The organism is Frankia sp. Hr75.2, from assembly GCF_949319125.1.
Classification (GTDB): domain Bacteria; phylum Actinomycetota; class Actinomycetes; order Frankiales; family Frankiaceae; genus Parafrankia; species Parafrankia soli.
Map to the genome: position 1 here is coordinate 1 of NZ_CASGGV010000049.1, position 10681 is coordinate 10681.

General features: G+C 69.1%; 6 protein-coding genes and 1 pseudogene. 2 read left to right on the forward strand and 5 right to left on the reverse strand.

All coding sequences use genetic code 11. The annotated features are described in order from the left end of the window. Positions 1-212 precede the first annotated feature (212 nt). From AC559T_RS05520 to AC559T_RS05535, 4 genes are all read right to left on the reverse strand, one after another. Entirely contained in the window at positions 213-2309 is a 2097-nt protein-coding gene (locus AC559T_RS05520; protein ID WP_498867978.1) for a hydantoinase B/oxoprolinase family protein, read from the reverse strand. Further along, positions 2306-4366, reverse strand: coding sequence for a hydantoinase/oxoprolinase family protein (locus AC559T_RS05525; RefSeq protein ID WP_498867979.1), 2061 nt, complete (start codon positions 4364-4366; stop codon positions 2306-2308). The genes AC559T_RS05520 and AC559T_RS05525 overlap by 4 nt, the downstream gene beginning before the upstream one ends. A 309-nt stretch (positions 4367-4675) precedes the next feature. Then, positions 4676-5965, reverse strand: a complete 1290-nt coding sequence (locus AC559T_RS05530; RefSeq protein ID WP_112108769.1) for an amidohydrolase family protein — start codon at positions 5963-5965, stop codon at positions 4676-4678. Between the two features lie 119 nt (positions 5966-6084). Next, positions 6085-7734 (reverse strand): N-acyl-D-amino-acid deacylase family protein, encoded by a 1650-nt coding sequence (locus AC559T_RS05535; RefSeq protein WP_131628068.1) that lies wholly within the window; start codon positions 7732-7734, stop codon positions 6085-6087. A 329-nt stretch (positions 7735-8063) separates the two neighbouring features. Between AC559T_RS05535 and AC559T_RS05540 the strand changes: the two genes are divergently transcribed. Further along, positions 8064-9707 (forward strand): GMC family oxidoreductase, encoded by a 1644-nt coding sequence (locus tag AC559T_RS05540; RefSeq protein ID WP_498867980.1) that lies wholly within the window; start codon positions 8064-8066, stop codon positions 9705-9707. Positions 9708-9871: 164 nt separating this feature from the next. On the opposite strand, the gene AC559T_RS05545 is transcribed toward AC559T_RS05540, so the two are convergent. Beyond that, positions 9872-10324, reverse strand: coding sequence for a MarR family transcriptional regulator (locus AC559T_RS05545; protein ID WP_112108766.1), 453 nt, complete (start codon positions 10322-10324; stop codon positions 9872-9874). Between the two features lie 145 nt (positions 10325-10469). On the opposite strand from AC559T_RS05545, the pseudogene AC559T_RS05550 reads away from it, so the two are divergent. After that, positions 10470-10681 (forward strand): annotated as a pseudogene (locus AC559T_RS05550) (IS4 family transposase); the annotation flags it as partial.

A 10681-nucleotide genomic window follows, 5' to 3' on the forward strand; every position in this document is an offset into this window, starting at 1 on the left:
CAGCGACCCGGTGAAGGTCTCCGACGGCTCCACCCGCACCTTCCTTGAGGACGGCGACACCGTGACCATCCGTGCCACAGCGGCGGGCGCCGACCGTGTCCGCATCGGGTTCGGCGAGGTCACCGGCACCATCGCCCCGGCAGTGTGAGGCATCGCGCATGCGGTGGCCGCGCTGGACGATGCCAGGGAACTGGCCGATCGTCTGCGTCGACCTATGCCCAGCGGGTGGGCAAGGTCGCGAACGACCGGCCTGACCCCGCTGGCACGACCTCGGTGTGCAGGGAGTGGCCAGTGGCCGGGTCCAGGTATGAGCGCAGGACGATCGGCACAGCCCCAGAACCTCCGTAAGGCTCCTCCAGCACCGGGCACCCGTCGGTCCAATGCACTGGAGCGACCGCAAGGACAGCTCCGCTCCGGACCGATACAGCACAGTTCCCGCGCTGGACGATGCCGGGGAACAGCGGCCACTCCTCGCCATCAGGTCGAGTGGCCGGCGGTGGGGAGCTGGCGGGGCTGGCCTGCTCGAGCCGCTGCCGCAGTAGGAACGCTCGGTGCGCTTCGGTGGCGAGGCCATCGGCCTTCCCGTCGGAAGTGAGCACGACGCCGAAGAGCTCGCGTACGTCCGCTGCGCTGGTCCGACCTGCAGAGTGGTCGGCGGCCACGGCAGCGGCCTCGCGGTCGAGCGGGTCGCCGTACCCGCCACCACTGGCCGCCGACAGCTCAAAGCGGTCCCCTTCACGCAGGTCGATGCCGGCGTCATGCATCCCAAGCTGCTCGACGGAGCCGTCGGCCCGCAGGACGCGGAACGACATGAGCGCCCCGGGCCGGCCGCCGGCCATCCCGGCGCACGGGAACCAGCCCCGGGTGCCGGTCATGTTGCCTTCCCACAGCGGGACGCCGTGCGGCTCCAGCACGGTGCGACAGCCGGCACCGGAGCGGTACCGGCCTTCGCCGGCCGACCGGAGACCAACTCCCCGCGACCGGTACAGCACGCTGTAGACCGACTCGGTCACCTCTACGTCGGCCATCTGCAGGCCGCTGCGGCGGCCGGCGAGGTCGCGGGTCATGTCCATCCCGTCCCGGTCGATCCCGGCGGGGCTGCCACCGGCCACGCCGTCGAGCAGCGTGAGCAGTGTGCGGTTGCCGGTCTCGTTGACGAACGACCACCGGGTGGTGCCCTGAGCGTCATAGGGAGGAGCGGTGCGCGGCGTCACGGCGCCCGGCGACGCAGCCACAGCGAGCTGGATGCACTGCAAGGCAGCCGAGTTGACGGCGATGGTGCAGTCCATGTGGGCGGCACCGATGGGTGCAGGTGACCGGGAGTCCAGGATCGTGCCCGGCGTGGTGAGAAGCTCGATGGCCTCGTACACGGACTGGGTCAGCGGAAGATCCGGAGCGATCACCCCGAGCAGACCCGGGACAAGGGTTGCCTTCACGATGTAGGGCTTCGAGTTGACGAAGTGCGGGATCTGCGGAGGCGCTCCGGTCAGGTCGAATGTGAGCTCGCCGGCACCAACGTGCAACGTGCATGGGAAGTGATGAAGCTCCTGACCGACCTCGGCGAAGGCCGTCGTCCGGTACGACCCCGGCTCGAGCACCGACAGGCGGCGGCGGAACTCGGCGCCAGTGATCGTGTCGAGCTGACCTGACCATGCTCGGAACGATCCGAGGCCGACCTCGACGGCGAGGCCGCGCACCTTCTCCCCGGCGACGTGCGAGCCGATGACGAGACTGCGCAGGTCCATCTCGATGACGTCGAAGGACCGGAGGTTGGTGCGCAACACCTCCCACATGTCCTCGCACTCCACCCCGGCGCGGAACAGCCGGACCGACGGGAAGCGCAGGGCCTCCTGGTAGCACTCGGTGGCCTGCGTGGCCGACGAGCCGGGCACCATACCGCCCATGTCGAGCATGTGGGCCGATATGGCCACCCAGGCGATGAGCTCGCCGTCGAGGAACACAGGCCGCTGGACCACCACGTCCTGGGGATGGAACCCGCCGTCCGTGTGCGGGTCATTGGCGATGAACACGTCGCCCTCGACGATCGAGCCGCGGTGCCGGGCCAGCGAGCCTTCCACCGCGTGCATCGCCACGCCGAACTGGCCCGGGACGGCGGCCGCTCCACCCAGGAACCTGCCATCCCCGTGCAGCAGGGTGACGGCGTAATCCTTGGTCTCGGTGACGATGGGGCTGATGGCCGTGTTCTCGATGGCCGCTCCCGCCTCCACGCTGATGGCTTCGAGCCGGGTGCGGAAGATCTCGACCATGATCGGGTCGAGGTCGGTGGGAGCATCTGCGGTGATGGTCATGGCACCTCGATCTCCAGCGTCCCGTCGGGAAGCGACTCGACCGTCGCACCCTCAGGGATCCACACGGTCGTGTCGTGACGGTCGATAAGCAGCGGCCCCGACGTGCGGCCGGGCGGCAGCGGGGCGAGCGAGTCGTCATAGGACGTCACCAGCGACGGCGACCCGGTGCGCTCCACCCGGACGGACCGCTCGGCCACACCGACGGCACCCGATGTCCCCGCGGTCACGCGCGACGGCAGGAGGCCCTCGCCGAGCACACGGCTCGAGCCGACGGCCCGCAGGGCAACCAGCTCCACCACCGCGCTGCGGACTATGGAACCCTGGCCGTAGCGGTGCGCGTACTCCTCCTCGAAGCGGGCCGCGAACGAGACCTCGTCGCCTTCGTCGCAGGTGACGGTCAGGTCCGAGCGCTGGCCGGCGTATCGGATGTCCGCTTCCAGCACCACGTCCCAGCTCCCGGCCGGTACGCCATCCGCGAGCAGGTCCTGCTCGACCCGGTCCCGCAGCTCATCGCCGACTTTCGCCAGAAGGCCCTCTGGGAGAGGGAACTCCACCAGCACGGGTACCTGCCGCTCGCGTCGCACCTCAGAAGCCGCCGCGCCCAGCGCGGAGAGCACTGACGCCTGACGGGGGACCAGCACCCGTCGAGCACCGATCGACGCCGCGATCTCGACGGTGAACAGCGAGGCGCAGCCGCCGTAGCTCACGAGCGAGAACGTGGACGGGTCGAGGCCCCGCGCAGCGAGCCGGCCGCGGGCCGCCTTGGACATCTCGGCCAGCGCCAACCCCCGGATGCCCCAGGCCACCTCGTGGCCGTCGATGCCGAGGAGCTCGCCCAGGCGGGTGCAGGCGGCGAGCGCGGCATCGGCGTCGAGGCGCATGCGGCCCCCGAGGAACCGCTCCGGGTCGATGTAGCCGAGGACCACCAACGCGTCCGTGACCGTGGCTTCCGTGCCGCCGCGCCTGTAGCAAGCCGGCCCCGGCTGCGACCCCGCCGACCTCGGCCCAAGGCGCAGGAGCCCCCGGCGGTCGGCCCACGCGATCGAACCACCACCGGCCCCGATGGACTCGACATCGATCCGGGGCAGCGCCATGAAGACACCCATGAGGAAGCCCCGCCGCACCCGGTACGGCACACCGCCAGAGATGTCCGAGATGTCGAACGACGTGCCCCCCATGTCACAAGCCAGGACGTTCTCGAGGTCGCGCTGGTTGGCGAGGATGGCGGCCGCGGCCACCCCGGCCGCCGGGCCCGACTCCGCCAGCCAGACGGGACGGGCCCGGGCCTCGTCGATGGAGATGGCCCCGCCGTTGGAGTGCACGAGCAGCACCGGCACTTGGAGGCCAAGGGCGCGGATCCGCTCCCCCAGGCTGGCCACGCCGTCGAAGGCCCGGCCCACGTATGCGTTGAGCACGGCGAGGTTGGTGCGCTCGTACTCGCGGATCGTGGGCGACAACTCGGCGCCGCTCGTGATCGGGACCGCGGGCAGTTCCTGGCGGACGGCCTCGACCACCGCCGCCTCGTGTGCCGGCTTCACCACCGACCACAGCAGCGAGACGGCCAGCGCCTCGGCACCCTGCTCCTCCACCAGGTGACGGGCGGCGGCCACCGCCGCGTTGACGTCGAGCGGCTGGAGCACCGTCCCAGCCCGGTCGACCCGCTCCTCGAGCCCCACGATCCGCTCACGCTCCACGAGCGGCGTCGGCGGGACCAGCCAACCGTCGGGCCCGACGTCGCGGCTCCGAGGAAGGGCGAACATGTCCTCGAAGCCCTTGGTGGTCAACAGGCCGACCCGGAGGCCCACCCTCGACGCGATCACGTTGGTGATCGCCGTGGTGCCGAGGCCGAAGTGCGACACCGACGCCAGCAACGGCTCCAGCGGCTCACCGCACTCCTCGGCGAGCAGGCGACAGGCCTCGATGATCCCCTCGGCGATGTCGTCATGCCGCGATGGTGTCTTCACCGACCAGGATCGCGCCCCCTCCACGAGCACCCCGTCGGTGAAGGTCCCGCCCACGTCGATCCCGATCCTGCGCAGCGGTCGCCCTTGATTCATCCATCCCACCTCGCTTGTCGCTCCTCGGCCCGGACGAGACGGCGTGATCAGGCCGCAGGTCGATTGACCGGGCGCCCCCCTGCACCAGGAGGACCCTGACCGACGAGAACAACAGGAGGAGTAGCAGAACCATTGCTACTCCTCCTGTTCGCCGTCGAAACCTTCCCCATGACTCAGAGGGCTACCACGACACGCCCCGAGCAACTGCACAGCAGGCCGGCGTACGACCCACCTCCACGATGCCGAGAAGCAACGCCGCGCTCACGGCCGACCGGCGTCGAGCCCTCGTCCCGAGGCGAAGAGCGGAGCTCAGGCCCCCTTGTCGGCCTCCCTGAGCTCCTGGTACTGCCCGATGGTTTGCGCGACGTGCTCGCGCAAACCATAGGACTGGACCGAGATGTCATGCCCCTCGGCCTCCTTGCGGAGCGCCCCGACCGTGCAGTTCTCCCGGGGCCGGACCGAGTACGGGTCGAAGGAGAACACCCGCATGGCGTTCTCATGGGTGATCTTGTCGATCACCTCGTCACTCAACCTCCGCACCGAGTCGGCCACCGCCTCTGGTGACTCCGGCCACGTGGTGTCGGAGTGCGGGTAGTCGCACTCCCAGGTGACCATGTCCGCGTTCATGTGGTGGAGGTTTTCGATGCCGAAGTCATCCACGATGAAGCAGGTCACAACGTGCTCGAGGAAGATCTCGCTTGGCAGCCGGCCACCCAGCTCCGGGCGCGTCCACGCCCGGTGCCGCTTGTACACGTAGTCGACTTTCTCCAAGAAGTACGGGATCCAGCCGATGCCGCCCTCGGACAGGGCGATCTTCAGGTTGCGGAACTTCTGGAAGATCGGCGACCACACCAGATCCGCGGCCGTCGGGAAGGTCTTGTTCGCGTTGCAGCTGATCTCGACGCTCATCGGGGCATCGGGCGAAGTCACGATGCCGACGGTGCCCGAGCCGATGTGCACGCACACAACCGTCTCGGTGTCCTCACATGCCGCCCAGAACGGGTCCCAGTGATCGCTGTGCAACGACGGCAAGCCAAGGGCGTACGGGTTCAGCGAGAAGCTCACCGCATGCGAGCCCATGGCCGCCGTGCGCCGGACCTCCTCCGCCATCAGCTGTGGGTCCCAGATCGGCGGGATCGCGCACGGGATGAACCGGTCGGGGTACTCGCCGCACCAACCCTCGACGTGCCAGTCGTTGTACGCCTTCACCACCGCCAGCGTCAGCTCAGGATCCTGGTTCACGCGGCTGGCGAAGAACTGCCCGCAGAACCGGGCCATCGACGGGAAGTTCAGCGACGCCAACACACCGTTGGCGTTCATGTCCTTCACCCGCTCATGCACGTCATAACAACCGCGCCGCATTTCCTCCAACCGCTGCGGCTCGAGGCCGTACTCCTCCGGCGGGCGGCCAGCCACCGCGTTCAGTCCCGAACTGCGGGCCTCACCCTCACCGAACACCCACTTGTCCCCGCCACCGTCGTCCGGCACGAGCCGCGGCGCCCGGTCGGCGTACTTGGCCGGCAGGCGGCCCTCGAACATGTCCGGCGGCTCGATGACGTGGTCATCCACGCTCACCAAGATCAGTTCGTCCTTCTTCACCTTGCCTCCCCTCGGCGCCAACGTGCTTGCCCGACGCCGCCAATAGAGTACGAGCAGGTATCAGATTCCGAAAAATAGCAGAACTATTGCTATAGTCCAAGACTCGCACGGCTCGCTCCTCAGCGACGTCCGGAGCGCAGGATCTGTCCCGGGCCGGCCGCGAGCTCGCCCACGAGCGACTTCCCATCGCGTGTGATGGCCGTTCCGTTCACCAAGATGTGCTCGATTCCGCCAGGCGCATCAGCGAGGATGCGCTCTCCGTTGGCCGGGAAGTCGCGAACCCGTCTGACCGGGCCGGGCGCGATGGTCGCCGGGTCGAACACGACGACATCCGCGTGGAAGCCCGGCCGGAGGTAGCCGCGCCCTGGGATGGCCAGCAGGTCAGCGACCTCTCCGGAAAGCTTGCGGACGGCGTGCTCCAAGGAGAGGGCCTGCCGGTCACGCACCCAGCCGCCGAGGAGATCGGTCGGCATGACCGCGTCACAGAGCTGGTCGGGGTGCGCTCCCGCGTCGGACAGCCCGAGGACCGCCCCTTCGAGGTGGAGGAGCCGCCGGACCTCGCCCTCGTCCCTGTTGGAGAGCTCCAGCTGGAACCTGGTCCGCAGCTGCTCCTCGAGCGAGATGTCCAGCACGAAGTCGAGCGGGTCGACCGCGAGCCGACCGGCGGCCTCGAGAACAGTGGCACCAACCAGCTCGGGACGGCTGACCGACTCCACCAGCGACCACCGGTCCCAGGTGGCGTACGCCTTGATGGCGATCTCGGCCCGGACGCGCTCGCGCCAGACCGGGTCGGCGTAGGCCGCCATCCGCTCCTCGAACGTCGAGCGGTCGAGCTCGACCATCGCGGGACACCGGAGCGCGAACCCGTTGCTCAGGTTCGCCTGGGACACCATCTTCCGGCACGAGACTTGGGGGTGGACGTCAGCGCCGACCTTCAGCCCCGCCTCGTGGATCGCCACCCGCTCGCGGTGCTGCCCTCCGTCGCTGGCCAGAAGAGCGGTCCAGGTGAAGGGGCGGCCGATCTCGGGCTGGAGCTCGTAGAGCGACGCGAGGTCGAGCTCACCCCCCGGCACGAACGCGGCCAGGCCGTGGCCGGCCTCGGCTAGGCATCGAAGGAGCGCGACCACCTCGTCGCGACCGGCGTGACAGCTGGGAGTGTTGCGCCCCCCGGGCGACGTCGTCGTGGCGATACCGATCGCTCCTGCGTCCAGCGCCGACCGAGCCAGCGCCACCATCTGCTCGACCTGCTCGGGTGTTGACCCGCTCGCGTAGGCGTCCTGACCCATGACCGCGATGCGCAGCGCGGAATGGCCGACGTAGCCCGCCCAGTTCAGGTACGGACGCGCTCGGTCGACGCAGTCGAGGTACTCGCCGAAGGTCTCGAAGCCCCAGGTGATGCCGGCGCGCAGGGTCTCCGATGACATGTCCTCGAGGTCGTGCAGCAAGCTGACCAGCAGCTCGTGGCGCTCAGGGAGCGTGGGCGCCACCGAGTACCCGCAGTTCCCGCCGACAACCGTCGTGACCCCGTGCCAGCACGAGGACGACAGCGCCGGGTCCCAGAACACCTGGGCGTCGTAGTGGGTGTGGAAGTCGATGAAACCGGGGCTGACCACGAGGCCCGAGGCGTCGATCGTCTCATCGACATCGGCCGCGCGCACAACGTCGGCCCCCACCCCGGCGATGACCCCGTCCTCGATGAGCACGTCCGCCGGAACCGCAGGCCGTCCCGAACCGTCAACGACCGAACCACCACGGATCGCCAGCATCATCACCCCTCCTTACGCGCACACAGGGCTACACCGCCCCACACTAGGCACCGTCCCTCGCGATAGCAAGACTATTGCGATCCGATCTGACGGCATGTCATGGCGGCGACCCCGGAGCCCGGAGCCCGGCGGGCGGGCCCGTAGCGGCTATCGCTCCTGCGCCCGCCTGTCGCTCCTCAGGAGCGGGTGCGGATCGTCCGGCCGGGGTCTCGCCTACGCCAAGCGGCACCCACCCATCAGCAGGTTGACCGACCTGTCCGACCAGCACACACAATTACATCAACAGTTTTGCTACTATCGAGCTCCGCCGGCAGAGGGTGGAGGGGACGATCGTGAGCTGGGACTACGTCGTTGTCGGTGGCGGTTCCGCCGGCTGTGTGCTGGCCAATCGCCTCAGCGCGGACCGCCGCACCCGGGTGCTGCTGCTCGAGGCGGGGGGCTCGGACCGCCATCCGTTCATCCACGTCCCAGGGCTGGTGCAGAAGGCCTGCCGGATCTCGGGAATCGTCTGGGACTACCGCGCCGCGCCCGATGAGTCCCGCAACGGCGCCGGCGGGCTCTGGATGGCCGGTCGGGTCATCGGCGGGGGCAGCTCGATCAACGGTGTCATGTGGGTACGCGGCCATGCCGGCGACTTCGACGATTGGGCCGCACAGGGTTGCGACGGTTGGGACTGGCAGGGCGTCGAGCCCTACTTCCGACGAGCCGAGCGCTACATCGGCGGCACCCCAACTCGCGGCGTGAAGGGCCCGATCCAGGTCCGCAAGGTCCGGGCCCCGCACGTCATCACCGACGCCTTCGTCGCCGCCGCCGACGCATCCGGCCACCCCTACACCGACGATTACAACGGCGAGCGCCAGGAAGGCGTCGGCGTCGGCCAGGCCAACGTGCGCCGTGGCTTCCGCCACTCCGCGTCCCGAGCTCACCTCCGCGGGGCGTGGCGGCGCCGGAACCTGAAGGTCGTTACCGGCGCCTTCGTCGAGCGGGTCCTGCTCGAAGGTGACCGGGCCGTCGGCGTCGAGTACCGCTGGAAGGGCCGCCTGCTCACCGCCCGCGCTAGCAAGGAGGTGGTACTGAGCGCCGGGGCAATCGCCTCGCCGAAGCTCCTCATGCTCTCAGGCGTGGGGCCGGCCGACCACCTCCGCAGCCACGGTATCAACGTCGTTGCGGACGTCCCCGGCGTCGGTCGCAACCTCCAGGAGCACCCTGTTGTGTCGATGCTGTGGAACATCGACGTCCCCACGTTCGGCATGGACTTCACACTGAGGGGCATCGTCAAGCACGGGTTTTCGTTCCTCCGCGGCCGGGGACCGGCCGCCGCCGGCATCTTCCACGCCATCATGTTCAGCAAGTTGAACGCCGACAGCTCCCGCACCGAGGTCGAGGCCGGCTTCACCCCGATCGCCCTGGTCGGCGCCAACGCCGGTGACATCAAGGCCGAGACCCTCTCGGGTTCGGGCACCCACGACGTGCGCCAGATGCAGGTGCTCGACCGAGCCACCGTCACCGTCTACCTCAGCCTGCTCCACCCCCGCTCCCGAGGCTCCGTCCAGCTGCGCTCCGCCAACCCGGCGGACCCGCCACTCATCCAGCACGAGATGTTCGCCGAGGAGGGCGACCTCTGGGATCTCGTCGCCGGCTGCCGCCAGGTCCGCCAGGTCTTCGACACCTCGCCCATGAGCGACCACGTCACGAGCGAGGCTCTTCCAGGCGCGGACGTGACAAGTGACGACGAATGGGAGGCGTTCCTGCGCTCCCAGAACTGCCACGGGGCGATGCACCCAGCCGGGACCTGCCGCATGGGCACTGGTCCCGAGGCAGTCGTCGATCCCCGGCTGCGCGCCGTGGGCGTGCAGGGCCTGCGGGTCGTCGACGCCTCGGTGATGCCCGAGCTCACGAGCGGGAACACCAACGCGCCGACGATCATGATCGCGGAGAAGGCTGCAGCCATGATCCTCGAAGACGCGGACCAATGAGGTCGCGCATCGAGGCTGAGCGGACCGTTGCATGGGTTCCCAACCTGCGCCTTGGTCAAAGCCGGCCGACGCCTCGCATCCAAGGTCTGAGCTTCCGTGGTCAGAACGCCGTCCACGTCACCTTCGACCCCTCATAGCGGGCAGGGCGTTCGGGCAGAAGCCTTCTAGGCTGAAGGCTCGGCCATCTGCTCGATGCAACGCCGCAAGAGATCGATGAGCATGTGCCGTTCGACGACCCGGAGCGGCGCGACAAAGTCCTCCGCCAGAGCCGCTGTCCTCGCGTCACACGCCCGGAACACCCGCTCCCCCTCCTCCGTGAGGGCAGCGCCGACGATGCGCTGACTGTCGCTCCGTGACTGCCGAGCCACAAGACCCTTGCTTTCCAGCGTCGCGAGCGCGACCTGGGCTGCCTGCGGGCTGATGAAGTTCTGCCGTGCCACCTCAGCACGCGAGATCCCCGGGTTCGCGGCAATCTGATAGAGGATGCCGTACTGCGCAGCTGTGATCCCGTGATCGCGGACGAGCTGCTCGATCGGCTGCCGTGTCTGGCGGAACGCCTTGCCGACCAGATCCATCACCTCTGCTGCATCGGTCGGTCGAGACACACTGCTTGTCATGGCGGCGGAAGCTACTCCTCAGACGTATAAAGCCAGTACACGCCTGCCGCACCGCAGCCCGGGGAGGCAACGTCATCGTACATCGCGATGAACCTGGCCTTTGGGGTACGCACCGGCACCCAGTCGGGCGTCGACGTGGCGGCTGATGGGCATCGACGGGCTGGAGTCCGACGTGCCGGCCTCGAAGGAGAACATCGCCGCGTTCGGCCTGCCGGCCGGGCGGGTCGACGCACCGGGGGCCTATCCGAAGGTCCGCGCGGTCACCGTCTGCGAGGGCGGCTCACATGCGACGGTGCTCGCCGCGCTCGGCCCAGTCGGCGGCGCGAAGGCCGCCAGAGAGCAGGCGCTGGCCCGGAC

Bases quoted from the DNA above. Each gene is read 5' to 3' on its own strand.
- AC559T_RS05520 (WP_498867978.1), bottom strand. From the start codon at position 2,309: ATGACCATCACCGCAGATGCTCCCACCGACCTCGACCCGATCATGGTC.
- AC559T_RS05525 (WP_498867979.1), bottom strand. From the start codon at position 4,366: ATGAATCAAGGGCGACCGCTGCGCAGGATCGGGATCGACGTGGGCGGG.
- AC559T_RS05535 (WP_131628068.1), bottom strand. From the start codon at position 7,734: ATGATGCTGGCGATCCGTGGTGGTTCGGTCGTTGACGGTTCGGGACGG.
- AC559T_RS05545 (WP_112108766.1), bottom strand. From the start codon at position 10,324: ATGACAAGCAGTGTGTCTCGACCGACCGATGCAGCAGAGGTGATGGAT.